Consider the following 26,075-nt stretch of genomic DNA (forward strand, 5'->3'; position numbering starts at 1 on the left):
GGGGATTATGGCCCAGCGGTGGCGCCAGACCATTGCCCAGCGCACCGAACAGCTCGTCGCCGAGCGCAACCTCATCCCGCTGCCTGAACCGGAGGAGACCAGCTTCGCCGACTAGGAATGACGACGAGCGACAAGGATAACGTCGCTGTGGTGCATGGCCCCGGCGCCGTGCGTGACGTGACGTTCGCGGCGGGATAATTCGACGACCTCGAGCTGCGTGAGTTGTTCGGCGAGCCATTCTGGCATGGCCACCTCATCGGATTCCATTTCGTGGTGGACGAAGAGGAGCGTACCACCAGGAGCGACAAGCGACTCGAGGAGCGAGACTGCCTCCGCGGTCGCGGGAATCCCTCCGTAGTGGACCGAGACCAAGTCATAGGTTGTGCCGCCGAGCTCGGCGAAGTCCGCGACGCGAGCGGTTAATCCGTGTGCGCGGGTGCGGGCAACGGCGGTAGGCGCGAAGTCGATGCCTTCGGCGTCCCAGCCGTGCGCGGCGAGCCAGGCAAGGTCCGCGCCTTCGCCGCAGCCGATGTCAAGGGCGGTGCCGGGCTTGAGCGTGCCCGCGTAATCGACAAGCGTGGAGTTGGGGTTGCCGGACCACAGTTGCTCGGACTCGAGGTAGCGGGCTTCCATTTCCTCGGCGGTGGGCTGGTATCCAGGACCCTTGTGCTCGTGGTGATGATGGTGCTGTGTCATTGCATCGATGCTACTGGCAGGAGTGCCTAGGCGCGCTCGATGGGGTTCGTGAGCGAACCGATGCCGGGAATCTCGATCTCGATGGAGTCGCCCGGGACCATGGGCGCGGTGCCAGCCGGGGAACCGGTCGTGACAACGTCGCCGGGCAGTAGGGTCATGGACTGGGAGATCTCGGCGAGGATCCCGCCCATCTTCACGATCATCTGGTTCGTGTTGGAGTCCTGCTTCTGCTCGCGGACGCCGTCGTGGGTGAGGTAGGCGTTGATCTTGGTGTCATCGAGATCGAACTTGTTGATGTCGGTCTCGATCCAGGGACCAAGCGGGCAGAAAGTGTCAATGCCCTTGGCACGTGCCCACTGGCCATCCTTGAACTGGAGGTCGCGGGAGGAGACGTCGTTGCAAATGAGGAAGCCAAGGACGTGGTCCTGCCAGTGCTCCGGATCGATGTTCTTGGAGACCTTGGAGATGACGACGGCGAGCTCGCCCTCGAACTCGACGTTGGTGGCGAACTCCGGGATCTTGATGGGAGCGCCGGGGCCGATGACGGCGGTGGACGGCTTGACGAAAATGGTCGGCGGCAGGTCGTCTGCTGACTTGGCGAAGACCTCGGCGACGTGGTCGGCGTAGTTGCGGCCGAGCGCGACGACCTTGGTGGGCAACGTCGGCGCGAGGAGGCGGAACTCGCCTTCCTTAAACTCGCGGCCGGTGGTCTCCGGCGGGGTAAACGGGGTGCCGGAAATTTCCTTCGCGACGAGCGAGCCGGGCTCGCCCTCGATGAGGGCGAAACAAAGTCCTTCTTGGTGTGCAATTCGTCCTAAGCGCATGGAGGCAATCATACTCAGGGCAGGGTTAGCAAACGTGCAAAGGTGGGATTAACAGCTGTGTCGCCTGGAAAGAGCTATGCATTAAATTCTGCGCTCGGTGACGACGTCGCTGAGGCGTGCGGCGTTGATATGGGATTGCTGAGCGAGAAAGAGTTCGCCGCAGGCAAGGGCATCGGACAGCGCGTTGTGGCTGCCGTAGCGTGGTAGCTCATAGCGCTCACGCACGCGGGCGAGCCGAAGGTCTTCGCCGCGGGGCACGGCGCCGGTACGCTCCATGCGGCGCCGCTCCAGCGCGAAGGTATCCGCAATGGTGAGCGTGGGTAGCTCACCGCGCAGCTCGAGGCAGGCGGCGTCGAGAAAGTCTGCCTCGATGCTGGCGAAGTGCGCGAGGAGGACGCGGCCGTGGAGTGCGGCGAGGAGGGCACCGAGGGCATCGGCAAGCGGAGTGCCGTGGGCGGACTCGTCGTGGGTGATGCCATGGATGGTGGCGGACTCCCCCACCTCGACGCCGCGGATGACGTGGTAGCCAGACAGACCAAGCGCGATGAGCTGGCCACGCACGGGAACCCAGCCCATGGAAACAATGCGGTCGCGACTGGAGTCGAAGCCGGTGGTTTCAAAATCGACGGCAAGAAACTCCACCTTGGCGAGCGGCGTGGATTTTTCGGGCGGGTCGAGGTCCAACTTTCTACGCGTAAAGAAACGAGTCAGCATGGACGAGCCTCCTCCCTCAAAAATTAGATATTGCGTACAGGATACTTGGTGGCCAAGGCGTTCTGCATCGACTTGATAATGCGAAAGGCATCGCGCAACTGTTCGCGTTCGAGACGGCTGAGCTGCGCAGGGTCGATGCGATAGTTCGGGGTTTGCCCAGCCCTGACCTGGAGCGATTGGTGGCGGAGGGTGAGTGCGCGGAGGACCGAGTGGGCATCGGCAAGCTCGTGGGCTCCGGCGGCAGAAACGCTTTTCCCGGCAGTCGAGGAAAGACGATCATCGGTCTCGAGGGCTGTCGAACCTGCGGCAAGGGCGAAGAGGCGCGCCATTTGGACGATGCCGGCGGTGCCGCCCTTCTTGATATCGAGGGTGTTGACGTGCTGGCCGTCACGCTCGACCACGAGGCCGCGGAAGAACGTGAGCGGCGGCTCGCGGCGGGCGGCAAGGCTCGCCAGGTGTGCGTGAAGGCGCTGCGAGGTCGCCGCCGCGACGGCCGAGGCGTGGACGCGCTCGCCCAGCGCGAGGGTGCCCGCGACCGCGCGGAAGTCGAAGAATACCTGGGCGTGGAGCAAGGCATCGGGCTCCGGGGCGGCGGTCCACGTTGCAAAGGTCTGTTCCCACTGAACGACCGTCATGCGCCAGCGGGGATTCATCGCCATCATGTCGCCCGGGCACAGGGACTGGCCGCCTGCGTCGAGGCCACGGCAGACGAACTCGGCCAGGCGCGCGAAGTACTCGCCGTGAGCCTCCGCGTCATAGGAGTTGTCGAGGACAAGCGCGTTGTCCTGGTCCGAGGCGAGACCCATTTCTCGGCGGCCCTGGGAGCCAACCGCAACGAAGGCATATGGCACGGGCGGCGGGCCAAGCTCGAGCTCCCCGAGTTGGCACAGACGGCGGGCCAAGGCGTCCGCGGCCATCGTAATGATGTTCGCGACCTCCTGGGGGCTCGAGCCGCGATCGATATAGCGCACGGCGAGCGTGGCGGCCTCCGTAAAGGCGCCGCGGAGTTCGGCGAGGCTGCTGCGGCGGGACAAATCCGCGGCAACAAAAATGGGATCCGCATGCAGGAGCCGGGCGATCTCCGAATCCGTGACGACGCCGAGGACGCGGTCGCCGACCACCGGCATGTGGTGGAAGCCGCGCTCCGTCATGAGAAGGTGGACTTCCATGGCCATGGCGTCGGGGCGCACGGACAGTGGATTTTCCGTCATAATGCGACGCACGGGCTCGGAGGGATCCAGGTTCGCCGCAAGAACCCGGGTGCGCAAGTCACGGTCCGTGACGATGCCGCGCAGCTGGCCGTCGTCGAGGACGAGCAGCGACGATGTCTCCGCCTGCGTCATCGCGCGGGCGGCCTCGACGATGGTGGCATCGGGAGACACAGACTGTACCGGCCGCAGCGTCATCTCAGACAGGCGCGTGCGCAGCAGCTCCGTCGAGTCCTCCTGCAGCTCGTGCGCGAGGTGGGAAGCGCGGCGGGCCTCCGTGTCGTAAAAGCGCGCGAGGTCCGGGTTCTCCGCGGAGACTGCCTGAAAAGCAGCGCGCGGCAGCACAAGGAGCAGGCAGTCCTCGACCACGTCAAAGGTATAGCATGAAACTGGATCCTCGACGAGCGTCGAATACGCAAAGGACTCCCCCGCCCCGCGGCGGTCCACGAGCTGGCCTTCCTCGCTGATGACATCCACCGCGCCGGAGCGAATGATGTAGAGGTTATCGCCCCGTTCGCCCGCCCTCAGCAGCTGCGTGCCGCGGCGGGCGTAGAGCACGCTGAGCTCTGACGTCAACGCGGCGAGATGGGGTAGGCGCGAAAAGGGTTCGTGTTGGGCGAGGAAGCCCGTGACCTCCTCAAGCTCGACGGTGGGATGGCTCATAGTGAGCTAGATTACTGGTAACTGACGAACCAGGGGCGCGGTTCGACAGAAAATGTTCCCTCTGGGGTAAGCATGGGCTCGTCTTCATCAATGAAGTTCTTCCACGCCATGAAGTAGTCCGAACTCAATCCTTCCCGCATGACGTTCCATGTCTCCATCTTGACGCCGGTCGGACCGTGGCCATCCGCGTGAAGGACGAAGGCAAGCTCCGGGTGGTCGGTTTTTATTGTCTCGCGGTCGCGAATCATCTGCTGCTGGAACTGGTGCAGCACGAGCGCTTTCTGCGGCAGCTTCTTCTCAGAGACTAACCCCGCCAGCCAGTCTGCGACCTCGTTGACCTCTGCGGCTTCGACGTGGCCGACGTTTTCCATCGGCAGCTCATCCGGACCAATCTTCCACTCGGGGTCAAGCGCAAGTCCCACGTTGGGGCGCGAGAGCAGGTCCTCGTAGCGCTGTGCCTGTTCCAACAGGCTCGCTCGGCCCGGTTGCAGGTCAAGGATGGCGTACCCGCCCGCGTCCACAATCGCGTCGACGTAGGGCTCCAGCTCCGCCGGGTCCGACTCATTCGAGTAGTTGCCATCCGGTCCCGGGCCGCCGGAGGCCACCGTCGCGATGACCTCGAAGGCTGGGATAACCGGGTAATCCGTGAACTCCTGGTATTGCGCCGCGAGCTCCTTGACCTTCGCGACCGAGCCGGCCGGGTCCTGCTCGCCCATCACGCCGAGCGCAGGGCCCGACGGGTGCCCGTAGAGCGCCACCATGCGTCGGCCCGGGAATACGAGTCCGCCGCCGCCAGGCAGCTCGCCATTCGCGGCGAGCTCGACTCTACGATCAAAGCTTTCTTGTGTGCCAAACCCCGGGCCCAGCGCCACGACGTTGCCCTTGGACACGGCGTCCATGGACGCCTTCGTCACGCGCGGGTCACCCACCGCAAGCGGCATCACGGTCGCGCCCGCGGCGCGTGCCGTGGCAATATCTGCCAATCCAGTCTTCGCCGTAACGAGCGCGGTGAGGTCACGGGGCTCCGGCGGCGTCATGCCAGCAACGGTCTGCATGTCCCCAAAATGCTCGCTTGCCAATGCCCCCTGCTCCAGCGTCTCCGCATTCTCATAGGTCCCCACGTTGCCGGCCGTGTAGACCTTGGTCACGCCGAGTTTTTCCAATTTCGCTGCGGTATCTGGACCATCGAAAAACATCGGGATGCCCTTCTCGACCGCAGTCTGGGCGCCGGTGAGCGCCTGGTCCTTATCCGTGACGACGGCTTCTTCCGCAGCGTCAAAGAACGATGACGCGTCGGGGTCGACTGTGGGGGTGCTGGGGGCTGCGACTTCCTCGGAAGTCTGCGTCTCAGGCGTGCTCGAGCAACTGCCGAGAGCTAGGGCACTCGCGGCGAGGACGGCGGCGGAAAACGTACGAAGGGAGCGCACTGTAGTCATTGGGCTGATACTACAGGGCGCTCCCGCAAAATTTGGTCTAGACTACGGCGGCGATTCGGTCGCCCACCTCAGTCGTACGAATGGGGGCATCGCCGCGGGCGGATACGTCCTCGGCAACCGCCTTCTCAATGCGCTGCGCACCCGCCTCGTCACCCAGGTGGCGCAGCAACATGGCGCCCGACAGGATGGCGGCAGTCGGGTCCGCAATGCCCTGGCCCGCAATATCCGGGGCCGAGCCGTGGACGGGCTCGAACATGGACGGGTTGGTGCCGGAGGCATCAATACTGCCGGAGGCCGCCAGGCCGATGCCGCCGGTCACGGCGCCAGCGAGGTCCGTCAAGATGTCGCCGAACAGGTTATCCGTGACGATGACGTCATAGCGGGACGGGTCCGTCACCATGTAGATGGTTGCGGCGTCGATGTGGTTGTAGTCGACCGTCACATCTGGGAATTCCTGCGCAACCTCGTCGACGGTGCGCTGCCACAGCGAACCGGCGTTGACGAGCACATTCGTCTTGTGCACGAGCGTGACGTGCTTGCGGCGCTTCTGAGCGCGCGCAAAGGCATCACGCACGACGCGCTCGACGCCGAAGCGGGTATTTTGGGAGACCTCGGAAGCGACCTCGTGGGGGGTATTTACCCTCAACGAGCCGCCGTTACCGCAATACAGACCTTCGGTCCCCTCGCGCACCACAACGAAATCGATGTCGCCCGGATTCGCCAGCGGCGAGGTCGACGTCGGATACAGCTTGGACGGACGCAAGTTGACGTGGTGGTCAAGTGCGAAGCGCATCTTGAGCAGCAGGCCGCGTTCGAGAATGCCCGGCGGTACAGAGCCCGGGGCGCCAATGGCGCCGAGCAGAATGGCGTCATGCTCGCGCAGGGAGGCCAGATCATCCTCGGTGAGCAGTTCCCCGTTGCGCAGGTAGCGACGCGCACCGAGGTCGTACTCGGTCGTCTCGATATCGTCGCGCACGGCGCAGAGAACCTTCAGCGCTTCTGCCGTGACTTCTGGGCCGATGCCGTCGCCGCCAATGACCGCGAGTTTCATTTTGCGGGATTCCTTTCTCACCTGATGGATTTTGTAGCCAGTGTAGCACGCAGAAACGGGCGCCACCATGAAAGGTGACGCCCGTTTTCAGAATGGGGTGTTTACTCGCTGAGATCGAACTGGAAGGCCTCAGCCTCGAGCTTCGCCGAGATGGACTCAACGAGAGCCTCCGGGACCTCGCGATCGACGCGGAGGATGAGGACTGCGGACTCCGCAACCTTGCCCTGAGTCAGGGCAGCGGCCTGGATGTTGATGCCGTCGGCACCCAGCGCGGTACCGACGGTGCCCAGTGCGCCCGGCTTGTCCGCGTAGCGGAAGAAGATGTTGCGGCCGGTGGCGCGCATGTCGACGCCGCGGCCGTTGATACGGACAAACTTCTCGACGCCGTCGATGCCGGTAAGGGCACCGGTGAGCTGCGAGGAGTCGCCGTCGGCGGCGATGACCTTCACGCGCAGCGAGGAACGGTGACCCTTGGACTCGGCGTTGGTGCGCACGGAAACGTCGACGCCGCGGGTCTCTGCGATCTGCATGGCATTGACGAAGGTGACCGGCTCGGAAACGACACGGGAGAACAGGCCACGGACGGCGGACAGGCCCAGGGCCTCGACGTCTTCGGTGGACAGCTCGCCACACGCCTCAACCTCGATGGCCACCGGTGCCTTGTCGAGCAGCGCACCAGCGGTGAGACCGAGCTTGCGGGCAATCTCGAGCCAGCCGGCGACCTCTTCGCCGACGCGGCCGCCCTGGACGTTGACGGCGTCCGCGACGAACTCGCCGTTGAGCGCCTTAAGAACGGAGGCAGCGACGTCGGTACCGGCACGGTCCTGTGCCTCAACCGTGGAGGCGCCGAGGTGCGGGGTGACCGTGACCTGCGGCAGCGCGAAGAGCGGCGAGTCGGTGCACGGCTCGGTGGCATAGACGTCGAAGCCGGCGCCACGGTGGTGGCCAGCCTTGATGGAGTCTGCGAGGGCCTGCTCGTCGACGAGACCTCCGCGGGCCGCGTTGATAAGGATCTGGCCCTCCTTCGCCTTGGCCAGCAGCTCCGCGTCGAACATGCCCGTGGTCTCCGGGGTCTTCGGCAGGTGGATGGTCACGAAGTCAGCGCGCGCCATAAGGTCTTCGAGCTCGACGAGCTCGACGCCCAGGGCGGCGGCGCGGGCCGGGTTCGCGTACGGGTCGTACGCAATGATGGTGGTCTCGAACGCGGCGAGGCGCTGCGCGAAGAGCTGGCCAATGTGGCCGAAGCCGACGATGCCGATGGTCTTGCCGTAGATTTCCACGCCCTTGAAGGAGGAACGCTTCCACTCGGCACCGCGGAGTGAGGCGTCAGCCGAAGGAAGCTGACGGGCGGTGGCCATCAGCAGCGCGATGGCATGCTCGCAGGCGGAGTGGATGTTCGACGTCGGAGCGTTGACAACCATGACGCCGCGCGCAGTGGCGGCCGGGATGTCCACGTTGTCGAGACCCACACCGGCACGGCCGACGATCTTGAGGTTGGTCGCGGCGGCGAGGACTTCCTCATCGACCGTGGTGGCGGAACGGACGAGCAGCGCGTCAGCCTCCGGAACGGCGGCGAGGAGCTCGGCACGGTTGGGACCGTCGACCCAGCGGACCTCCACCTCCTCTCCCAGTGCAGTCACGGTGGACTGAGCGAGCTTGTCAGCGATGAGGACTACCGGCTTCGACATTACTTTCCTTCTTTTCCCTTGAGGGAAATGTCAGTGGGGTGTATAAGATACGCCGAATTGTAATCTATTCATGCCAGCCTTGTCCAATTCGGTCGGACAATAGGCTAGCATCACCGAAATCACTGCCCAACGCCACGAGCGGGCCGTTTTCTAGACCCGCCACCATCGCGTACGCCGCTTTCGACGCGGTCGGGTCGCCCGAGGGCATGACACGCACGGACGCGCCAAAGGCCACGGCATTCGCGACCGCGGCAATGGGCGTCGTGGGCGTCGCAACAACAATCGGCGCCATCTGGGCGTCGCGGCGCGATTGCGCAGGCAGCGGCTCGACGCGGTTGATATCCTCGTAGCGCGTGAGCGGCTGCCACGCTGCCTTGAGCTCGATATGCTTCGCACTATCGAGGTTCGCAACCGCGGCGACCATGCGCTGCGGGTCCGCAATGACCTGGCTCGTGAACTCGAAGGCGGTGAACTCCCCCATCGCGCGGGTGACCCCATTGTCCTTGATAACAGTCAGGGAACCGGCCGTGTTGGAGGCCAGCGGCACGTCGCCGATGAGGACGACGCGCGAGACCCCCAGCTCGCTGATGAGCGCCACGATATCCGTGCGCGCGTCTTCCGCATACGTCACCATGGGTACGCGCTGAGCGACGGACAGGGACGCGGCGCGCAGCGCGGCGGCATCGGAATCTTCTGCAATGATGAGCGATTCCGAGTCTGGGAAGAAAGTGTGCACGGCGTCGACGCCCGTCGCGTCCGTGAGCACGCTGATGTGTCCCTCAAAATCCTTCGACACGAAGCCGTTGACGTTTTGTGCGCGGGCCTGCTCGAGGTTGATCTCCGAGTCCGGCAATTCCGTGATATTCGTCGGCACAGCTACGTGCGCGCAGCCCGCGAGGAGCAGCGTGCAGGCACAGGCGGCGAGAAATCTACCGCACGAAGGCATTCGGCCCCTCGTCACCGCCGCCCAGGTCGTTTTCGTTAACGTCGCGGATGACCGGCTTGCCGATGGCATACTCAACCATGCCAATGAAACGCTCGCGGCGGTCGGCGAAGAAGCCTTCCCAATCCGAGGTGTGGAGCGTCGTCGGGTCGATCTCGTGCGAGGCGAGGACGGCGTCGAAATCAGCGTCATCGAGGATGGATTTGGACTGCAGGCGCGGCAGGTAGCGCTGCGGCGAGCGGCCCTCGAGGACGACCTCGGTGCGCTTGCCCATGGGCGTACGGTTGAGCACGGACGCCGCGAGGACGGGATCGACGCCGTTCTTCTCGCACCAGGCGAGCGGGAAGACTGGGAAGAAACCCGGCTTGAGCTCGGCAAAGGAGTTCTTGTCGAAGACGCGGCCGGTGCGCCAGTCGCGGGCGCCGCGGGCCATGAGCAGCGCGTCGAGCGCTTTGAAAATGCCCGTCGTGGAATCGGCAGACAGCAGGCGGGATTCGCGGAAGTCAGTGTCACGCACGGTCTTCGGCTCTACGTCCGTGGTACCCAACACCCAGGCGACAACCTCGTCGACGTCGCGGCCGGAGCGCTGCGCCACGGCGGAAGAACCGTAGAGCTCGCCAAAGACGCCGGACCAGAACCAGCGGTTGATCTTGTCCCACGCCTCTTGCGTGGACAACGCTCCGGGCTCGGAGACGAGGCGCGCAAGGATGACAGACAGCGGCACGATCTGCTTGGAGAACGGCACCTGGTCGTGGCTCAAAATGCAGCGCTCGGACAGGAAGGAGGCGACCTCCGCCATGGTCACGCGCAGCGTCTTCGTCGCGTCCTTGTACTCCGGCAGGGACAGCGACAGGATGTCTTCGCGCGTGCCGGAGGCATGTCCGCGCAGCGAGGTCGCGAGCAGAGAGACGGCAGAGAGGAACTCCGTGCGTCCGATGGCGTCGAGCGCGCCGTGGCGACGCAGCAGCTTCTCGGTCTCGGCCCAGTCATCTGCCAAGTGGAAGTTCTCGTCCTCGCTGGCGAAGACCGCGGTGAGCAGATCGAAGACATCCATCTGCAGGCCGGAGCTATTCGCCTGGGCGAAGACCTGGCCCACGCCAGCACGCTCGGTCTCGCGGGACAGGCGGATGATCGGGATGTCGTAGCCTGCAAGCGGGCGGAGTATGCGGTTGTGGAACGCCACGGCGGCATCGGCAAGCTCCGCGTCGCCGGAGGCAGCCAACTCGAAGAGGGCCTTGGTGCCGTCCTCAAAGAGGAGATCGGCGACCGGAATGCAGCCAGCCTCCAGCGCGGTGGCGCGGTCCGGGATGCGGTCCAGGTCCGGGCCGAAGTGCGAGCGCATCATGCCATCCTGATTCACCGCGAACACGGCCTCGTCCGGCATGAGCTCGTTGGCGACGGCCTTGCGCACATCGACGTAGAAGGTGCGGGTGATCTTCTTATTGCGGAAGTCCTTGGTATTGACCCGGCCCTCGCCGCGGAAGCAGTGGTACAGCGTGGTGAGGCGCTGCTGGCCATCGAGGAGCAACAGGCCCGGGTTCACGCCGGTATTCGGCGCACCGGTGAGCGGGCGCGGACGGAAACGCATGGGCTCGTTACGAGTATCGAGCACCATGAGCGCGCCCACCGGGTAACCGCGCAGGACGGTGACGATGAGCGAGCGGATGCGATCTTCATCCCAGGCGTAGTGACGCTGAAAATCGGGCAACTGAATATCGCCGCGCTCGATGCGGGCGAACAGGTCGGTGAGATCAAAGCTTGGCGTTGTAAAACCCATGTGACCGAGAGTACCCCGCAAAGGGAATGCCCGCCCGTATAAAAGCGATCCCTGGGCATATCTCACACAAACGGAGCCAAAAGCAGGCATGCAAAAGCCCTCCCGCGTTGACCGCAGGAGGGCTTGAGTGCGAAGAGCTTAAGCGGTCTGCTCGTGAGCGTCGACTTTGACCCAGCTCATCATGTCGCGAAGCGTGGAGCCAGTCTCCTCAATCGGGTGGTTGGAGACCTCGGCGCGCATGCCCTCGAGCTCCTTGTTGCCGCCCTCAACGTTGGCGACGAGGCGCTTGACGAAGGTGCCGTCCTGGATGTCCTTGAGGACGTCCTTCATGCGAGCCTTGACAGAGTCGTCGATGATGCGCGGGCCGGAGACGTAACCACCGAACTCAGCGGTATCAGAGATGGAGTAGTTCATATTGGCCAGGCCACCCTCGAAGATGAGGTCGACAATGAGCTTCATCTCGTGCAGGCACTCGAAGTAGGCCATCTCCGGCTCGTAACCAGCCTCAACGAGGGTCTCGAAGCCGCCCATGATGAGGTACTCCAGGCCACCGCAGAGGACAACTTGCTCGCCAAAGAGGTCAGTCTCGGTCTCCGCCTTGAAGGTGGTGGGGATAACGCCGGCGCGGGTGCCACCGATAGCAGCGGCGTAGGACAGGGACAGGTCGTGACCCTCACCCTTCGGGTCCTGCGCAGTGGCGATGAGGCAAGGAACGCCCTTGCCGTCGACAAACTGGCGACGGACGAGGTGGCCCGGACCCTTCGGCGCAACCATGCCGACGGTGATGTCAGCGGCCGGCTTAATGAGGCCGAAGTGAATGTTGAGGCCGTGACCGAAGAACAGGGCGTTGCCCGCCTCCAGGTTGGGCTCAATGTCCTCGGTGAAGATCTGCGCCTGGGAGGTATCCGGAGCCAGCAGCATGATGACGTCGGCCCACTTGGCGGCCTCCGCGTTGGTGAGGACCTTGAAGCCGGCCTCTTCTGCCTTCGCGCGAGACTTGGAGCCTTCACGCAGACCGACAGCAACCTCAACGCCAGAGTCGCGCAGGTTCTGCGCGTGGGCGTGGCCCTGGGAGCCGTAGCCGATGATGGCGACCTTGCGGCCCTGGATGATGGACAGATCTGCATCTGCGTCGTAGAACGTCTCAATTGCCATGAGTGTCAATCCTTACTGTTGGTTCGTGCGGGTGCTTTCTTTATTTCTAGCACACTATAGACGAAAAGTGTTCATTATCTGAGACAAATTTTTCAATTTGTCTCAATTGGTGGGAAATTGTGGGTGTGGGGTTATTTGGTGGGCGCCATCGACTTCGGACCGCGGCCCAATGCGACGCGACCAGACTGAATAAGCTCGCGAATACCAAAAGGCTCGAGCACGTCCAGCAGCGCACGCAGCTTGCCCGGGGTGCCCGTCGCCTCGATGACGACAGACTCGGGAGCGACGTCGACAACGCGAGCACGGAAGATATCGACCGCACCGACGACCTGCGCGCGGTTGTCGTTATTAGCCGAGACCTTCACGAGCATGATCGCGCGCGAAATAGTGGTCTCCTCATCGAGCTCCACGACCTTGAGGACGTGGATGAGCTTGTTGAGCTGCTTGGTCACCTGCTCCGTCACGATGTCATTCGCATCGACGACGATGGTGAGGCGATTGATGCCCTCCACCTCCGTCTTCGCTGACACAAGCGAGATGAGGTTGTAGCCGCGACGGGAAAACATGCCGGTGACGCGGGAGATGATGCCTTCCACGTCCTGCACGAGGACGGAGAGGGTGTGGCGAGTGATATCGGTTGCTGCCATGGTATTTAAGCCTCCTCCAGGGCCTCGTGGATTTCGGCGGGTTCTTCCGCCGCGGACGTGTTGTCATCAAAGAGCGGTCGCAGACCCAGCGCGTACTGAATCTCCTCGTTCGAAGCTCCTCCCGCAATCATCGGCCACACCTGTGCGTCCTCGCCGACAATGAAGTCGATGACAACGGGGCGGTCATTGATAGCGCGGGCGCGCTCAATAGCGGGCACGACCTCGTCCTCAGTAGTCACGCGAATCGCCTCGCAGCCCAATGCTTCCGCCAACTTCACAAAATCCGGCAGGTAATGGTCGGCCTCGCGCAGCTTGGTATGCGAGTAGTGCTCGTCGAAGAAGAGGGTTTGCCACTGGCGGACCATGCCCAAGTTGCCGTTATTAATCACGGCAACCTTCAACGGGAAGCCTTCCACCGCGGCGGTGGCCAGCTCTTGGTTCGTCATCTGGAAGCAACCATCACCGTCAATAGCCCAGACTTCCTTCTCCGGCATGGCGGCCTTGGCGCCAAGTGCCGCTGGCACCGAATAGCCCATCGTGCCCGCACCGCCCGAGTTGATCCACGTGCGCGGATTCTCGAAGTCGATGAACTGCGCCGACCACATCTGGTGCTGGCCCACGCCAGCGACGTAGATAGCCTCCGGCCCGACGGTCTCCGAGAGCTTCTCCAGGACGAACTGCGGGTTAAGCTTGCCGTCCGCGGTGGGCTTCCAGCCGCGCGGGAAGCGCTCCTTCATATCCTCCAGGTACGCAATCCAATCCTCGATGTCCGGCGGGTTGAGCTTCGCCTTGCCTTGGTACGTCTTCGTCATCTGCAGCAGCACCTCGCGGGCGTCACCCACAATCGGGACGTCAACCTCGCGCAGCTTACCCACCTCGGCTGGATCGATATCCGCCTGAATAACCTTGGCGCCCGGCGCAAAGGTGTTCAAGTCGCCCGTCACGCGGTCGTCGAAGCGCGCGCCAATAGTAATAAGGAGATCCGCACGCTGCATGGCGGCCACAGCCGGCACCGTACCGTGCATGCCTGGCATACCCATGTGCAGCGGGTGCGAGTCCGGGAAAGAACCCAGCGCCATGAGCGTCGTCACCACCGGAATGTCCGTGTACTCCGCGAACTCCAGGAGCTCGCGGTGCGCGTTGGCCTTAATGACGCCGCCACCCACGTACAGCACCGGACGCTCGGACTTCGCAATGAGTTCGACCGCCGAAGAAATCTGACGCGGGTGGGGCGTCGTGGTCGGCCTGTAGCCCGGCAAGTCCAGCTGCGGCGGGTAGGAATAATCGAGGTAGCCGTTCTGGACGTCCTTGGGAATGTCGACGAGGACAGGACCCGGACGCCCCGTGGCGGCAAGATGGAAGGCCGCGACGATGGCCTCCGGGATCTCCTGCGGATCCGTGACAATGAAGTTGTGCTTCGTAATCGGCATGGTCACGCCACGGATATCCGCCTCCTGAAAAGCGTCCGTGCCCAGCAGGCTCGAGCCCACCTGGCCGGTAATGGCGACGATGGGGACCGAGTCCAGGTTCGCATCCGCAATCGGGGTGACGAGGTTGGTCGCGCCCGGGCCGGAGGTCGCGATGCACACGCCCACCTTACCGGAGGCCTGTGCATAGCCTTCCGCCGCGTGACCCGCGCCCTGCTCGTGGCGGACGAGCACGTGACGCAGCTTCGTCGAGGCATAGAGGGCATCGTACAGCGGCAACACGGCGCCGCCCGGAATGCCGAATACAAGGTCAGTGCCCAGATCTTCGAGGGTGCGGACGATGGCCTGCGCGCCAGTCATGCGCTCGGTGCTCCTTTTGGCGCCGGACGTCGACTTGGCGAGCGAAGCCGGGGTCGGCGACGGTGATGCTGCCACGGTCAATTACTCCTTGGGGTCAAAGCTTGTTTATTTTTACGGTGCCGCGGGTATGGCGCCGTGCGATCTGTGAAGGATGAGGGTGGTCCTCCAACAACAAAGCCCCCGTCTCAGTTGCGGTGTGTGCAACTGGCGAGGGCGCTTGCTCTAATCAACGACAACTTATGCCGTTGCGGCAGGCGCCGCGTCCGGTACTACAAGCTGAAGTCGAATAATGATCATGGTTTCTATCTTACACTCGATAGGCTATCCCGCCACTTGATACCCCCATTCCATACATTGAAACCCATATCTCGCGAGGTGAGCCGGATTTCTCACACTCGGTCGGTCGCCCCCGTTACACACCTCCCCGCCGTGTCCACTAGTGTCTACTGACATGAATGCGCACACCTTCAGGCCGGATCGCACCCATATCCTCGCCATTGTGCTCATTGCGATGATCGCCATCATCGGCATCGCGTGGGCACCGCTCCAACTCGGTTGGCTGTTGATCTTCCCTGTCCTGTGGATCTGGTGGGTTCTCAAAGCCCACACCACAGTCTCCGAAGACGGCATTGATATTGGCTACGCCTTCCGCGGCAACGTGCACCTCGACTGGGATAACTTCCGCGGCATCGGTTTCAAGGGTTCCCGCACATTCGCTTCCGATGCCGCCGGCAAGGACCACAGCCTGCCCGGCGTCACGTTCAACTCGCTGCCTAAACTTTCCGATGCCTCCCGCGGCCGCATCCCCGACGCTCTCACCGCCGGCCAGTACGCCGCTGAGGAAAAGGTCGTCATCATCCACCGCGACGGCGAGCAGATTCTTCTCACCAAGGAAGAATTCGCCGACTACAAGCGCACGCACCCCGACGCTTAAACCCACCCGACCATAAACAAGGACTCCCCATGTTTCCCCTGCGCTCCAAAGTAACCACCGTCGGCCGCCAGGCCTCCGGCGCCCGCGCCCTGTGGCGCGCCACCGGGACCAAGGAACACGAGTTTGGCAAGCCGATCGTCGCCATCGCCAACTCCTACACCCAGTTCGTTCCGGGCCACGTCCACCTCAAGAGCGTCGGCGACATCGTGGCCGAGGCCGTCCGCGCCGCGGGCGGCGTGCCCAAGGAATTCAACACCATCGCCGTTGATGACGGCATCGCCATGGGCCACCAGGGCATGCTCTACTCGCTGCCGTCGCGCGAGATCATCTCCGACTCCATTGAGTACATGGTCAACGCGCACACTGCCGATGCCCTCGTGTGCATCTCCAATTGCGACAAGATCACCCCGGGCATGCTCAACGCAGCACTCCGTCTCAACATCCCCACCATTTTCGTCTCCGGCGGCCCGATGGAGGCCGGCAAGGCCGTCGTCGTCGACGGCGTGGCACATGCACCCACCGACCTCATCACCGCCATCAACGCGACCGCCAACGAACAGGTCTCCGACGAAGGGCTGACCGCCATCGAGGCGGCCGCCTGCCCGACCTGTGGCTCCTGCTCCGGCATGTTTACCGCGAACTCCATGAACTGCCTCACCGAGGCCCTCGGCCTCTCCCTGCCGGGCAACGGCACCACGCTGGCCACCCACACCGCTCGCCGTTCGCTTTTTGAGAAGGCCGGCGCCACCATCATGGATCTGTGCCAGCGCTACTACGGTGAGGAAGACGAGTCCGTCCTGCCGCGCAATATCGCGACGAAGGAAGCCTTCACCAACGCCATGGCGCTCGACATGGCCATGGGCGGTTCTACCAACACCATCCTCCACACGCTTGCCGCCGCCCAGGAGGGCGAGGTCGACTTCACCCTCGAGGACATCAACGAGCTGTCCTACAAGGTGCCGTGCATCTCCAAGGTGGCCCCCAACGGCAACTACCACATCGAGGACGTCCACCGTGCCGGCGGCATCCCCGCCATCCTCGGCGAGCTGCGCCGCGGCGGCTTCATCGACGAGTCCGTCCATACCGTCGCCTACGACACGGTCGACGGCTGGCTCAACGACTGGGACATCCGTGGCGGCAAGGCCATCGATGAAGCCACCGAGCTCTTCCATGCAGCCCCTGGCGGCGTACGCACCACCGAGCCCTTTTCCCAGTCCTCCCAGTGGGAGAACCTCGACACCGACGCGGAGAACGGCTGCATCCACTCCGTGGACCACTCTTTCTCCTCCGACGGCGGCCTCGTTGTCCTGCGCGGCAACTTGGCCCCCAATGGCGCCATCGTCAAAGCCGCCGGCGTCGACGAGGAACTGTGGAAGTTCTCCGGACCTGCCCGCGTGGTCGAGTCCCAGGAAGAAGCCGTCTCCATCATCTTGAAGCACGAGGTCCAGCCGGGCGACGTCATCGTCATCCGCTACGAGGGCCCGGCCGGCGGCCCGGGCATGCAGGAAATGCTCCACCCGACTTCCTTCCTCAAGGGCTCCGGCCTGGGCAAGGCTTGTGCGCTTATCACGGATGGCCGTTTCTCCGGCGGTACCTCCGGCCTGTCCATCGGCCACATCTCCCCGGAGGCCGCCCACGGCGGACTCATCGGCCTGGTCGAAAATGGCGACACCATCACCATCGACATCCACGAGCGCAAACTCACTCTCGAGGTCGATGAGACCGTCATCGCGGATCGTCGCAACGCCCAGGAGTCCCGCGAGAAGCCCTGGACTCCGGTCAACCGCGACCGCCAAGTGACCAAGGCGCTGCGCGCCTACGCCAACATGGCGACTTCCGCTGACCGCGGCGCCGTCCGCGTTGTCGACGGCTTCGTCAACTAGGCATATCGACCCTCCTGTTGCCCCGACAGGAGGGCTTCGCCGTTTTCACGCGCGGATGGCCTAGAGTTATCTAGCGATGAAACTGCTTGAGAATCCCGCCTTCCGCCTCACCCTCGCCGTCCTCGGCGCGCTGGGTGGCCTCGCCACCATCATTCAGCACGTCCTCGTGACGGACTTCCCAGTGGACATGATCATCTACCGCGAAGGTGTGAAGGCCTTCCTCGACGGCCGGTCCGTCTACGCGGAACCCATGATGGCTGGCGACCTCAAGCTGCCATTTATTTACCCGCCCTTCGGCGCGCTGTTCATGGTGCCACTCACCATCTTCTCCGGCATCACGGATTCGATGGCCGGCGACATCATGATCGTCATTTCGGACCTCGCGATCCTCGCCTGCCTCTTCGGTATCTTCCGCGCCGTGACGAAGCGCAGCGACATCTGGTGGGCCATCCTGCCCGTCTGGGCCCTAGGCCTTAACTTTGAGCCCGTCCGCCTCAACGATGGCTTCGCCCAAATCAACATCGTGGTCATGACGCTCGTCGTCGCCGATCTTGTTCCCCGCAAGCGCTTCCTCCCCCAAGGCTGGCTCATCGGCGTCGCCGCCGCTATCAAGATCACGCCGCTGGCCATCCTGCTCTACTTCCTGGTCCGCAAGGAATGGAAGCCCATCCTCACCGCAGCCGCCTCGGCCGTCATCGCGACGCTTATCGCCGCCGCGGTGCGCTGGCAAGTCTTCGTCGAGTTCTTCTCCACCAAATTGCTGCAGATGGGCTCCGGCGGCGACTTCGGCGTGGGCACGGACTACCAGTCCAACTCCTCGCTCAAGGCCGTCATCCAGCGTCTGTTTACCTCCAAAGAGGCCGCCGAGGCCCACGGCACGCTTATCAACCTCCTGTGGCTCGCCGCGGCGCTGCTCACCGTCGTCCTCGGTGCGCTGCTCATCCGCCGCCTCGTCCACCGCGGCTGGGACACCGAAGCCTGGATGACCGCCGCCGTCGTCATGCTGCTCATCTCCCCCGTCTCCTGGTCCCACCACTGGGTATGGCTCGCGCTCATCATCCCGGTACTCTTCTACCGCGTCTGCGAAACCCGTACGTGGCTTACCGGCGGGCTCATGGCCGTCCTCGTCGCCTGGGCCGCCATGCTGCTCACCGTCCCGCCCAAGTGGTGGTTCGGCGACCAAATCGACGTCTACGACATGCCCTTCTTCCAGAAGTTCCTCGTCGATGACTTCGTGTGGCTGGCCGTTATCGCTTTCACGCTCTTCGCTCTGTGCTTCGCCCGCACTCAGTCCCCGACCATCTCGCGCAGCGCCGCCAAGTGACCCTCGAACGCCGACTTTCCGGCCGTGGTGAGCATGACCCACACGGTGTCCTTACCGCGCGAGGAGCCATACTCACGAAAGCGTGAGACATAACCATGGTCCTCGAGCGTGCCCAGCTGCTTGGACAGCGTCGCATCCGAGATCCCTACCTCATCACGCAGCGCCGCGAACTTCATCTCCTTGCGGACCTGCCCCTCAACCGCCCCAAACGCGTTGAGCGCCGCGCAGATTTTGAAGCGATTGAGCGGGTGAATGACCGGATCAAGCGCCGCCATCACTGCACTCCGGGGTTCATCAACGCGCCGCTGCGGAGCATCCAGGCACTATGCGCCGTAGCGCACGCCCCGAAGAGAACGCACGGCCACACCGGCATGGGATCAAAGAAGTTATTGATGAGGTCGACGAACAACGGCCACAACATGAAGCTGAGGGCCGCGTAGAAACTCTTGCTCACCTTCGGCTGCGTAAACGGATCCTGGCGCATAGCCGGGCGCACCTTGGACAGACGGGCAATCTGCCACGCCAGGACGCAGAGAACTACGAACAACCCTCCCATCGTGAGAAAGCTCTGCCACCCTCCTCGGTTCAGTGCAAGAACGAAAATGGAAACGCCGTAGACAAGGCCAAAGAGCACCGCCATCCACACCGGCGCGGCGGTCGTCCGATGTGCCTTTTCCTGAACTCCGGCCTGGTATTCCAGGGCCTCACGAACTTCATCGTTCATCATTCCTCCTTGTTTTCCTCTGTGGAAATTGTTTCATTTTCCACTCTGGAAAGCAAGAGGGTGATTAGCCAAAACCCCCGAATAAGGTCGAGAATTTTCGATTTTTCGCCGCCTATTCGGACGTTGTGGCTAAGCAAGACAAAGCAAAAGCCCGCCGCAGCGAACTGCGACGGGCCTTGAAGGGGACACGGCCAAGCTTTTAGCTCAGCGGATTAACCCCAGCGCCGAACCACCAGGCGACGACGAGGATAGCGATACCAATGACGACGAAGATCCAGGACGAGGCCAGCGGGCGGCGAGCCCAGGAGCGACCAAAGTCGAAGGAGATAACGCCCGGGCCGGTGAACTGCAGGGCGAAGGCTACCAGCAAGAGGACGATGGACAGCCACATGGCGTCCGGCCAGTTGAACAGGTTGAGGCCAGCGCTCGACTGCGTAAGCTCATGAATGGCAGCAAAGCCGGTGACAACCAGGCCCAGCATGGATGCCAGCGGGGTGACCAGGCCGAGCAGCAGGAAGACGCCGGCGATGAGCTGGAGCGTCGGCACCGCGATGGCGAGGACCTGCGGCAGGGCGTAGCCAGCGAACGAGGTCTCCAGCTCGGAAAGCCCCTGGGCTTCACCGAGGCCGAAGAAGGTGCCAACACCGGCGACGATGAGGTACAGGGCCAGCGCGATACGGACGAAGAGGAGGCCGAAGTCGAGGGTGCCGCGGCGGGGGTCAGCCTTCCGCTGCTCACGCTTGGCACGGGCATCGGCAGCCTTTTGCTCCTCCGGGGTCGGACCCTCCTCCGCCTCAGCGACGGCGACGGGCGCGGCGTTCGTATTCGGGTCGAAGTGCTGGGTAGGGGCGGCCATGTCAACCGTCTCGTTGCGCACCTCAGCGGGCTTGGAGTAATCCTCGGAAGTCTGCGCGAACTGCGTGGTCTCCGCCGGGGGCTGCTTCTTTGCGGCCGAGTCAAAGCTAATGGTCTCCGGCGAGCCTCCCACCTGCTGGGGCTGGGCGCGGTCGCCGAAAGACTTGCTCGCAGGCGAGGAGCCGGTGCTCGGGCTATAGGTCGGGACGTCGACGTCGTCGAAGTCGCGTGCGTTATCGGGCCTGTTTTTGTCGGTCATACTTTCCGAATGTAGAGCAGTTCCTGGGAGTTTGCCGTGGGGCGCGCCGATTGTTACCGAGGCGTTGTTTTGCACGACGGGAAAGCTCGGACTATTCTAAGGTTAAATATTTTGTTGACACATGCACAACTTTAGGCGCAACTTTAAGGCAGGGACCCGCAATGGCCACTCAGGACACCGCAACGGATTGGGCCGGCGACGCGCGCAATGCCTCTCCGGACGGCGAATTCGTCCGCGACACCACCTACATCGAAGACCGCATCTCCCCCAGCGTCTCCGAGCCGACCGCACAGGACGACGGCACGTTCTTCTGGCCCATGGAAGCCGGCCACTACCGCCTCGTCGCGGCACGCGCCTGCCCGTGGGCACACCGCGCCGTCATCACCCGTCGACTCATGGGGCTCGAGGACACGCTCTCGCTCGGTCTAGCCAGCCCGACACACGACGTGCGCTCCTGGACCTTCGATCTGGATCCCGGCGAGGTCGATCCGGTACTCGGTACGAAGCGCCTTCAGGAGGCCTACTTCAACCGCTTCCCCAACTACCCGCGCGGCATCACAGTGCCGGCCATCGTGGAGGAATCCACGAAGCGCGTGGTGACGAACTCGTACAACACGATCGTCCGTGACTTCATCACGGAGTGGACCGACTTCCAGCGCGCGGGCGCGCCAGATCTCTACCCCACTCAGCACGCCGAGGAGATGGAAAAGCTCAACGAGTACATCTTCCACAACATCAATAACGGCGTATACCGCGCTGGTTTCGCGGGTTCCCAAGAGGCCTATGAGAAAGCCTACAACCAACTCTGGGAGGCGCTCGACTTCGTTGAGGAGCGCCTGGGCACGCAGCGCTACATGGTGGGCGACCACATCACGGAGACGGATATCCGTCTCTTTGCCACCCTCATCCGCTTCGATCCGGTCTACTACGGCCATTTCAAATGCTCACGCGAGAAGACGGCAGAAATGCCGAATATCCGCGGCTACCTGCAGGAGCTGTTCCAGATCCCGGGCTTCGGCGACACCACCGACTTCACCGAGATCAAGCAGCATTACTACATGGTGCACACGGAGATTAACCCCACCAAGATCGTGCCCGTTGGTCCGGACATGTCGTGGCTGGCGCAGCCGCACGACCGCGACCGCCTCGGCGGTGCCCCGTTCGCTGAGGGCACCACGTTGCCCGGCGCGCTTCCCGCCGGCGAGCACATCAAGAACCCGGAGCAGTTCCAGATTGATCTCTTCGGTCCCGCCGTCGCAGGCAAGTAACGCCTAACGCAGTTCTGCCGCAGCCTCGTGCACAAACTCGGTGAGCTTATCGAGCATCTCCGAGTCCAAGCGCCAGCGCTGCCACCACAATTCCAGGTCGAGATGCACGTTGTCGAGGACGACGAGCTCGCCGCTTTCTAGAAGCGCCTCGGCCTGGATTTCTGGGATCATGCCCCAGCCCAAGCCAACCCGCACGGCTTCGTTGTAGGCATCGATGGCAGGCACGAAGTTACGCCGTCCGCGCATCTCCCGCAGCTCCAGACCCAACCCGCGGAGCGTCGATTTCAGCACGGGGTCCTGCTTGCTGTATAGCACCATCGGCATTTCTTCCCACGCGCGCTTATGCAATCCCGGCGAGGCCATCGCGTAGTAGCGCATGGTCCCCAGCCGCGACGCCTCGCAGCCTGCGACCGGAGTATGTTCACTCGTCACGGCGCCCAGCACGTCGCCGCGGCGCAGCATGCCCAGCGTTTCCGTCTCGTCTTCCACGCGCAGCCGCAACGTCGCACCGCCCAGCCCTGCCACCTTCCCGATGACCGGTTGAAACCACGAATGCAGGCTGTCTGCGTTGACTCCCACCGATAACGGAATAGAACGCACTCGCGCATCAAGCTGCGCCTGCGCCTCCGCCTGGACCAACGCGATCCGTCGCGCGGTCTGCACGAGGATTTCGCCGGCCTCTGTGGGTTCGACCGGCGTCGTGCGTCGCAGCAGCACGCGTCCTGTATCGGACTCCAACGCCTTGATGCGCTGGCTTACCGCCGAGGGTGAAATCCCCAGCACCGCCGCCGCCACTTCAAAGCTGCCTTCTTCCACGATGGCAAGCAGCGTATCCACCTGTACCTGGTTCATGAAGCTCATCTTAATCGAATGAAGAAGATGTAAATGGACTTCATATAACCCCCGTACTACTTTTCAAAGCATGTCAATCCTCGTCGCCGGTTTCGCCCTCGGTCTGTCGCTTATCATCGCCATCGGTCCCCAGAATGCCTACATCATCAAGATGGGCATTAAACGCAACCATATCGGCGCGATTGTGCTGGCCTGCGCACTCTCCGACGTCATCCTCATCCTCGCCGGCACCGTCGGCGTGGGTTACCTCGTGGACCGCCATCCCATGGTCCTCACAGTCCTCAAGTACGCTGGCGTTATCTACCTCGCCTATTTCACGTACCTCTGCTTTCGCGACGCCTTCAAGCCTCAGGGCGACACCCTCGTCATTGAGCACACCGAGCCTTCCGATGCCCCCTCCACCTCCCCCAATTCTTCCTCCGCCGTCCAGACCCTGGTGCGCACCGCTCCGGCTGCGACCTGGGTCAAGCCGGTCCTCGGCGCCATGGCGCTCACGTGGCTCAACCCCGCAGCCTATGTGGACACGCTCGTCATGCTCGGCGGTATCGCCAACCAATACGGCGAACAAGGCCGCTGGGTCTTCGCCGCCGGCTCCATCTGCGCGTCCTTCTGCTGGTTCCCCCTGGTCGGCTTCGGATCCCAGCGCTTCGCCCACGTCCTCGCCCGCCCCAACGTGTGGCGCGGCATCAACTTCGCGATTGGCTGCGTCATGACGGGGCTCACCCTTAAGCTGCTGCTGCACTAAGCACAGATACAAAGAAAACAGCCCCGTCATGCACGATCGAGCTTGTGCATGAGAGGGGGACTGTTTACTTCTCGTCGTTCGTTACGAGAGCTGAATCGATGGCCTCCAGCTCAGCGTCGCTGAAGTCGAGGTTATCGAGTGCGTGCAGGTTCGACTCGAGTTGGGCGACACTCGAGGCGCCGTTGACGACCGAGGTGACGGTCTGTTCGCCGCGGTCGCGCAGAATCCAGGCCAGTGCCATTTGTGCCAACGTTTGGTCGCGTTCACCTGCAATGTCGTTGAGTGCACGCAGGGAGGTTAAGGCGGCATCGGAAAGCCAGTCTGCTTCAAGCGCACCGTTGCCGGGAGCGCGGGCGATACGGGAGTCCGCGGGGATGCCGTCGAGGTAGCGATCCGTGAGACGCCCCTGCGCCAGTGGCGAATAGCAGATGACGCCCAAGCCTGCGTCCGCGGCGACCTCGAGGAGGCCATCCTCCTCCACCCAGCGGTCGAGCATGTTGTAGCGCGGCTGGTGGATAAGGAGCGGGCAGCCTTCCTCCTCCATGAAGTCCGCGGCCTCGGCCGTGAGCTCCGCGTCGTAGTTGGAGATTCCAACGTAGAGGGCCTTGCCCGCCGCCACGATGTCGCGCAGGGCGCCGAGAGACTCCTCGAGTGGGGTCTCGGGGTCCGGGCAGTGGTGGTAGAAGATGTCCACGTAGTCGAGGCCCAGGCGGCGCAGCGAGGCGTCGAGGGAGCTCACGAGGTACTTGCGCGAACCGCCTGTGCCGTAGGGCGAGGGGTTCATCTCAAAGCCCGCCTTGGTAGAGATAATCATCTCGTCACGGTGGCGCTGGAAGTCCCTGGCGAAGTGGCGTCCGAAGTTCTCTTCGGCGGCGCCGGGACCGGGACCGTAGTTATTCGCAAGGTCGAAGTGCGTAATGCCTTGGTCGAAGGCCGCGCGAAGGATGGCGGCTTGGGCGTCGAGGGTGGTGTCGTGGCCGAAGTTTTGCCACAGGCCTAAAGACAGGGCCGGGAGTTTGAGGCCGGAGGTGCCAACCCGGCGGTAGGTCATGTCGTCATAGCGGTCGGCGGCGAGCGTGTAGTCATCCATGCTGCCCATTGTGCCCTTATATGCGAAACGACCGCAGGGCCCATGCTTGGGAACCCTACGGTCGGCCTCTAACGATTACTTGGAAGCAGTCGGCTCTTCGTCGATGTTCTTGACGGTGTCCTCGAGGAACTCCGCGATTTCTTCGTCGGAACGTCCTTCCTCAACGCCGTCGAGTTCGGTGTAATCCGTGACATCGTGGGCATCCTCGTCGAAATCGTCGAGGGAGAAATCAACGTCCTCATCGGCATCGAGCTTCTCCGTCACCTCGGTGACGAGTTCTTCGTAAAGGGCCTCGTCCTCCATGTTGGAGTCGACCACATGCTGGCCGATTTCTTCGTCGAACTTCTCGTCGTATTCCTTATCCGGGTGCAGCTTGAGCGCGAGCAACGCACGGATGCGGTCGCGGCGAATGGACTCGTCCTGAATCTTGGACAGACCACGGAGCCACGCGGCGACAAGGACGGCGACCATGACGATGCCCAAGTAGCCAAGGACCGGGTAGACGGAACCCATGAGCTCCTTGAAGCCGACGAAGGAGAAGGCGAAGCCAACCAGCGTGCCTACGATAAAGACCGGACGGTAGAGGTGCGGGCGCGTGGAGGTCAGGCGCTTGCCCAGCGCGTAGAACATGCCGATGGCCGTGTTGAAGATCATAAGGTAAATGGTGATGGCCATCAGCAGACCCAGCGTGGGGTTGATCTCGTTGACGAGGGTGAGCATCGGGATATCCGAGCCCGCGGCGTCCGGACGCATGAGCAGCACGAATCCGGCGATGCCCATGAGGATGGCGTAGGAGATGCCACCGATAAGGCCGCCCCAGCCTGCCTCGCGCGGGCTGATGTTGTCGCCGCCAATGACGAGAGACATGGACACGGCGAGGATGAGCGCAAGACCGCAGTAATTGAGCGCGGAGACCAGCCAGTTGTTAATGGGGCTTTCCGTCTGGGCTGCGATATTCATCGACTCGACCGGATCGGCCGGCATATTCAGCAGGGCGTGAATTCCTACGCCGAGGACCGCGATGATGATGAGCGGGGTAAGCGCACCGATAACCTGCGAGACCTTGTCAACGTCGAGCATGCCCGCGACAAGGACGAGGACGACCATGATAGCCGAGCCTATCCACGCGTCAATGCCGAATTGCTGGGACAGGTTCGAGCCCGCGCCGGCGAGCATGACCAAGCCGACGGCGAACAGCGTGAAGATGACGCAGACGTCAAGGAACCGCGAGATAATCGGGTGCGTGACGTGGCGGAATACGTCCGAGTGCGCCGAGGCATGGAAGTACGAACCCAGCTGGAGGAACACCGTGCCGGCCAAGGCCATGATGAGGCCTGCGACGATGATGCCCCATACGCCGCTCACACCAAAGGACGTGAAGTACTGGACCACCTCCTGTCCCGTGGCGAATCCAGCGCCGACGAGCAAGCCGACGAATGATAATGCGATACCAATTGTCTTGTTAAAAGACACGTTTTCCTTTAGTTGACAGCAGTTTTCCATGCACTCACACCGCACCCCTCGGCGGAAGGCAATCGCCATCCACAATACC

General features: G+C 63.2%; 23 protein-coding genes. 5 read left to right on the forward strand and 18 right to left on the reverse strand.

From position 1 onward, the window contains the following. Positions 1 to 111: 111 nt before the first annotated feature. The 12 genes from HMPREF3227_RS00935 to HMPREF3227_RS00990 form a co-directional block, all read right to left on the reverse strand. Positions 112 to 696, reverse strand: coding sequence for a class I SAM-dependent methyltransferase (locus HMPREF3227_RS00935; protein WP_066509533.1), 585 nt, complete (start codon positions 694 to 696; stop codon positions 112 to 114). 26 nt (positions 697 to 722) lie between these two features. Further along, a complete protein-coding gene (locus HMPREF3227_RS00940) occupies positions 723 to 1,520 on the reverse strand; it encodes a fumarylacetoacetate hydrolase family protein (protein ID WP_197429489.1) in 798 nt (265 codons plus the stop codon). 81 nt (positions 1,521 to 1,601) lie between these two features. Continuing rightward, the gene (locus HMPREF3227_RS00945) at positions 1,602 to 2,234 is read right to left on the reverse strand and encodes an exonuclease domain-containing protein (RefSeq protein WP_066509539.1); all 633 of its coding nucleotides are present in this window, start codon (positions 2,232 to 2,234) and stop codon (positions 1,602 to 1,604) included. Positions 2,235 to 2,257: 23 nt separating this feature from the next. After that, on the reverse strand, positions 2,258 to 4,105 hold the full coding sequence (locus HMPREF3227_RS00950) for a DUF294 nucleotidyltransferase-like domain-containing protein (protein WP_066509543.1): 1,848 nt from the start codon (positions 4,103 to 4,105) through the stop codon (positions 2,258 to 2,260). 11 nt (positions 4,106 to 4,116) lie between these two features. Further along, positions 4,117 to 5,541 (reverse strand): hypothetical protein, encoded by a 1,425-nt coding sequence (locus HMPREF3227_RS00955; RefSeq protein ID WP_066509546.1) that lies wholly within the window; start codon positions 5,539 to 5,541, stop codon positions 4,117 to 4,119. Between the two features lie 37 nt (positions 5,542 to 5,578). Next, on the reverse strand, positions 5,579 to 6,592 hold the full coding sequence (locus HMPREF3227_RS00960; protein ID WP_066509552.1) for a 3-isopropylmalate dehydrogenase: 1,014 nt from the start codon (positions 6,590 to 6,592) through the stop codon (positions 5,579 to 5,581). A 101-nt stretch (positions 6,593 to 6,693) separates the two neighbouring features. Continuing rightward, positions 6,694 to 8,280 carry a phosphoglycerate dehydrogenase gene (gene serA, locus HMPREF3227_RS00965; RefSeq protein WP_066493412.1) on the reverse strand — a complete coding sequence of 529 codons (1,587 nt, stop codon included), beginning with the start codon at positions 8,278 to 8,280 and terminating at the stop codon, positions 6,694 to 6,696. A gap of 64 nt (positions 8,281 to 8,344) precedes the next feature. Beyond that, positions 8,345 to 9,226 carry a hypothetical protein gene (locus HMPREF3227_RS00970; protein WP_066509561.1) on the reverse strand — a complete coding sequence of 294 codons (882 nt, stop codon included), beginning with the start codon at positions 9,224 to 9,226 and terminating at the stop codon, positions 8,345 to 8,347. Further along, entirely contained in the window at positions 9,210 to 11,000 is a 1,791-nt protein-coding gene (locus HMPREF3227_RS00975) for a GmrSD restriction endonuclease domain-containing protein (protein ID WP_066493406.1), read from the reverse strand. Before HMPREF3227_RS00975 ends, HMPREF3227_RS00970 begins: the two co-directional genes overlap by 17 nt. 138 nt (positions 11,001 to 11,138) lie before the next feature. Then, positions 11,139 to 12,155, reverse strand: coding sequence for a ketol-acid reductoisomerase (gene ilvC, locus HMPREF3227_RS00980; RefSeq protein ID WP_066493403.1), 1,017 nt, complete (start codon positions 12,153 to 12,155; stop codon positions 11,139 to 11,141). A 131-nt stretch (positions 12,156 to 12,286) separates the two neighbouring features. Further along, entirely contained in the window at positions 12,287 to 12,802 is a 516-nt protein-coding gene (ilvN, locus tag HMPREF3227_RS00985) for an acetolactate synthase small subunit (protein ID WP_066493401.1), read from the reverse strand. A 5-nt stretch (positions 12,803 to 12,807) separates the two neighbouring features. Beyond that, positions 12,808 to 14,670, reverse strand: a complete 1,863-nt coding sequence (locus tag HMPREF3227_RS00990; protein ID WP_082750207.1) for an acetolactate synthase large subunit — start codon at positions 14,668 to 14,670, stop codon at positions 12,808 to 12,810. Between the two features lie 370 nt (positions 14,671 to 15,040). Here HMPREF3227_RS00990 and HMPREF3227_RS00995 point away from each other — a divergent pair, with 370 nt between their 5' ends. From HMPREF3227_RS00995 to HMPREF3227_RS01005, 3 genes are all read left to right on the forward strand, one after another. Further along, positions 15,041 to 15,523, forward strand: coding sequence for a PH domain-containing protein (locus tag HMPREF3227_RS00995; protein WP_066493399.1), 483 nt, complete (start codon positions 15,041 to 15,043; stop codon positions 15,521 to 15,523). A 29-nt stretch (positions 15,524 to 15,552) separates the two neighbouring features. Continuing rightward, on the forward strand, positions 15,553 to 17,406 hold the full coding sequence (gene ilvD, locus HMPREF3227_RS01000; RefSeq protein ID WP_066509562.1) for a dihydroxy-acid dehydratase: 1,854 nt from the start codon (positions 15,553 to 15,555) through the stop codon (positions 17,404 to 17,406). 76 nt (positions 17,407 to 17,482) lie between these two features. Beyond that, positions 17,483 to 18,730 carry a glycosyltransferase family 87 protein gene (locus HMPREF3227_RS01005; protein WP_066493391.1) on the forward strand — a complete coding sequence of 416 codons (1,248 nt, stop codon included), beginning with the start codon at positions 17,483 to 17,485 and terminating at the stop codon, positions 18,728 to 18,730. Here the strand turns inward: HMPREF3227_RS01005 and HMPREF3227_RS01010 are convergent. The 3 genes from HMPREF3227_RS01010 to HMPREF3227_RS01020 form a co-directional block, all read right to left on the reverse strand. Further along, the gene (locus HMPREF3227_RS01010) at positions 18,694 to 19,005 is read right to left on the reverse strand and encodes a transcriptional regulator (protein ID WP_066509565.1); all 312 of its coding nucleotides are present in this window, start codon (positions 19,003 to 19,005) and stop codon (positions 18,694 to 18,696) included. The genes HMPREF3227_RS01005 and HMPREF3227_RS01010 overlap by 37 nt on opposite strands. Further along, positions 19,005 to 19,454, reverse strand: a complete 450-nt coding sequence (locus tag HMPREF3227_RS01015; protein ID WP_141759184.1) for a hypothetical protein — start codon at positions 19,452 to 19,454, stop codon at positions 19,005 to 19,007. The genes HMPREF3227_RS01010 and HMPREF3227_RS01015 overlap by 1 nt, the downstream gene beginning before the upstream one ends. 199 nt (positions 19,455 to 19,653) lie before the next feature. Further along, a complete protein-coding gene (locus HMPREF3227_RS01020) occupies positions 19,654 to 20,568 on the reverse strand; it encodes a DoxX family protein (RefSeq protein ID WP_066493383.1) in 915 nt (304 codons plus the stop codon). A 161-nt stretch (positions 20,569 to 20,729) separates the two neighbouring features. On the opposite strand from HMPREF3227_RS01020, the gene HMPREF3227_RS01025 reads away from it, so the two are divergent. Beyond that, positions 20,730 to 21,836, forward strand: coding sequence for a glutathione S-transferase family protein (locus HMPREF3227_RS01025; RefSeq protein WP_066493378.1), 1,107 nt, complete (start codon positions 20,730 to 20,732; stop codon positions 21,834 to 21,836). A 3-nt stretch (positions 21,837 to 21,839) separates the two neighbouring features. On the opposite strand, the gene HMPREF3227_RS01030 is transcribed toward HMPREF3227_RS01025, so the two are convergent. After that, positions 21,840 to 22,688 carry an ArgP/LysG family DNA-binding transcriptional regulator gene (locus tag HMPREF3227_RS01030; RefSeq protein ID WP_066493433.1) on the reverse strand — a complete coding sequence of 283 codons (849 nt, stop codon included), beginning with the start codon at positions 22,686 to 22,688 and terminating at the stop codon, positions 21,840 to 21,842. Positions 22,689 to 22,758: 70 nt separating this feature from the next. On the opposite strand from HMPREF3227_RS01030, the gene HMPREF3227_RS01035 reads away from it, so the two are divergent. After that, positions 22,759 to 23,433: a LysE/ArgO family amino acid transporter gene (locus HMPREF3227_RS01035; protein ID WP_066493376.1), complete on the forward strand. Its 675-nt coding sequence runs from the start codon at positions 22,759 to 22,761 to the stop codon at positions 23,431 to 23,433. Between the two features lie 64 nt (positions 23,434 to 23,497). Here HMPREF3227_RS01035 and HMPREF3227_RS01040 read toward each other — a convergent pair whose 3' ends face one another. Continuing rightward, positions 23,498 to 24,523, reverse strand: coding sequence for an aldo/keto reductase (locus tag HMPREF3227_RS01040; protein ID WP_066493431.1), 1,026 nt, complete (start codon positions 24,521 to 24,523; stop codon positions 23,498 to 23,500). A gap of 75 nt (positions 24,524 to 24,598) precedes the next feature. Next, on the reverse strand, positions 24,599 to 25,996 hold the full coding sequence (locus tag HMPREF3227_RS01045; protein ID WP_066493374.1) for a YkvI family membrane protein: 1,398 nt from the start codon (positions 25,994 to 25,996) through the stop codon (positions 24,599 to 24,601). Positions 25,997 to 26,075 lie beyond the last annotated feature (79 nt).

It is taken from the genome of Corynebacterium sp. CMW7794 (assembly GCF_001563605.1).
GTDB classification, from domain to species: Bacteria; Actinomycetota; Actinomycetes; order Mycobacteriales; family Mycobacteriaceae; genus Corynebacterium; species Corynebacterium phoceense.

What these genes read in the sequence shown, in the direction of transcription:
- HMPREF3227_RS01005 (WP_066493391.1), top strand. Translation starts at nt 17,483, where the DNA reads ATGAAACTGCTTGAGAATCCCGCCTTCCGCCTCACCCTCGCCGTCCTC.
- HMPREF3227_RS01030 (WP_066493433.1), bottom strand. Translation starts at nt 22,688, where the DNA reads ATGAACCAGGTACAGGTGGATACGCTGCTTGCCATCGTGGAAGAAGGC.
- HMPREF3227_RS01015 (WP_141759184.1), bottom strand. Translation starts at nt 19,454, where the DNA reads ATGAACGATGAAGTTCGTGAGGCCCTGGAATACCAGGCCGGAGTTCAG.
- HMPREF3227_RS01025 (WP_066493378.1), top strand. Translation starts at nt 20,730, where the DNA reads ATGGCCACTCAGGACACCGCAACGGATTGGGCCGGCGACGCGCGCAAT.
- ilvN (WP_066493401.1), bottom strand. Translation starts at nt 12,802, where the DNA reads ATGGCAGCAACCGATATCACTCGCCACACCCTCTCCGTCCTCGTGCAG.
- HMPREF3227_RS00970 (WP_066509561.1), bottom strand. Translation starts at nt 9,226, where the DNA reads ATGCCTTCGTGCGGTAGATTTCTCGCCGCCTGTGCCTGCACGCTGCTC.
- HMPREF3227_RS01040 (WP_066493431.1), bottom strand. Translation starts at nt 24,523, where the DNA reads ATGGATGACTACACGCTCGCCGCCGACCGCTATGACGACATGACCTAC.
- HMPREF3227_RS00995 (WP_066493399.1), top strand. Translation starts at nt 15,041, where the DNA reads ATGAATGCGCACACCTTCAGGCCGGATCGCACCCATATCCTCGCCATT.
- HMPREF3227_RS01020 (WP_066493383.1), bottom strand. Translation starts at nt 20,568, where the DNA reads ATGACCGACAAAAACAGGCCCGATAACGCACGCGACTTCGACGACGTC.
- HMPREF3227_RS00960 (WP_066509552.1), bottom strand. Translation starts at nt 6,592, where the DNA reads ATGAAACTCGCGGTCATTGGCGGCGACGGCATCGGCCCAGAAGTCACG.
- HMPREF3227_RS00940 (WP_197429489.1), bottom strand. Translation starts at nt 1,520, where the DNA reads ATGCGCTTAGGACGAATTGCACACCAAGAAGGACTTTGTTTCGCCCTC.
- HMPREF3227_RS01010 (WP_066509565.1), bottom strand. Translation starts at nt 19,005, where the DNA reads ATGGCGGCGCTTGATCCGGTCATTCACCCGCTCAATCGCTTCAAAATC.
- HMPREF3227_RS00975 (WP_066493406.1), bottom strand. Translation starts at nt 11,000, where the DNA reads ATGGGTTTTACAACGCCAAGCTTTGATCTCACCGACCTGTTCGCCCGC.
- HMPREF3227_RS00935 (WP_066509533.1), bottom strand. Translation starts at nt 696, where the DNA reads ATGACACAGCACCATCATCACCACGAGCACAAGGGTCCTGGATACCAG.
- HMPREF3227_RS00945 (WP_066509539.1), bottom strand. Translation starts at nt 2,234, where the DNA reads ATGCTGACTCGTTTCTTTACGCGTAGAAAGTTGGACCTCGACCCGCCC.
- HMPREF3227_RS01035 (WP_066493376.1), top strand. Translation starts at nt 22,759, where the DNA reads ATGTCAATCCTCGTCGCCGGTTTCGCCCTCGGTCTGTCGCTTATCATC.
- ilvD (WP_066509562.1), top strand. Translation starts at nt 15,553, where the DNA reads ATGTTTCCCCTGCGCTCCAAAGTAACCACCGTCGGCCGCCAGGCCTCC.
- HMPREF3227_RS00950 (WP_066509543.1), bottom strand. Translation starts at nt 4,105, where the DNA reads ATGAGCCATCCCACCGTCGAGCTTGAGGAGGTCACGGGCTTCCTCGCC.
- serA (WP_066493412.1), bottom strand. Translation starts at nt 8,280, where the DNA reads ATGTCGAAGCCGGTAGTCCTCATCGCTGACAAGCTCGCTCAGTCCACC.
- HMPREF3227_RS00955 (WP_066509546.1), bottom strand. Translation starts at nt 5,541, where the DNA reads ATGACTACAGTGCGCTCCCTTCGTACGTTTTCCGCCGCCGTCCTCGCC.
- ilvC (WP_066493403.1), bottom strand. Translation starts at nt 12,155, where the DNA reads ATGGCAATTGAGACGTTCTACGACGCAGATGCAGATCTGTCCATCATC.